The organism is Paraburkholderia sp. RL18-101-BIB-B (genome assembly GCF_046026985.1).
Classification (GTDB): Bacteria; Pseudomonadota; Gammaproteobacteria; order Burkholderiales; family Burkholderiaceae; genus Paraburkholderia.
Genome location: NZ_JARESV010000228.1, coordinates 1 through 325, shown reverse-complemented (window position 1 = coordinate 325; position 325 = coordinate 1). Strand labels below are relative to the sequence as shown.

The window sequence follows — 325 nt, the reverse complement described above, 5'->3', positions numbered from 1 at the left end:
ATGGCAGTCTGTTGCCGCTGTGCCGGATAAAGACATGCTTGCATTGGCCGCGGTTGAAGATGAAACGCCTGAGCTTGGTGCGCCGACAGAGGCGCACGACATCGTCGCTGATTACCGGTCAGTTGGTCTCACTCTCGGTCGGCATCCGCTTGAGTTGCTGCGGCCGCAGTTGCTAGCAAACCGCCTGATGCCAGCGTCAACTTTGCGCACATACCGTGATGGACGACTCGCGCGAGGCTGTGGACTTGTTACGGTGCGACAGCGGCCGGGCACCGCGAAAGGCGTGTTGTTCGTGACGCTGGAAGATGAGACGGGCAATGTAAAC

General features: G+C 59.4%; 1 pseudogene. It reads left to right on the top strand.

Annotation, left to right across the window (positions count from 1 at the left end):
• Positions 1–325, top strand: a pseudogene (locus P0D73_RS46855) (error-prone DNA polymerase); the annotation flags it as partial.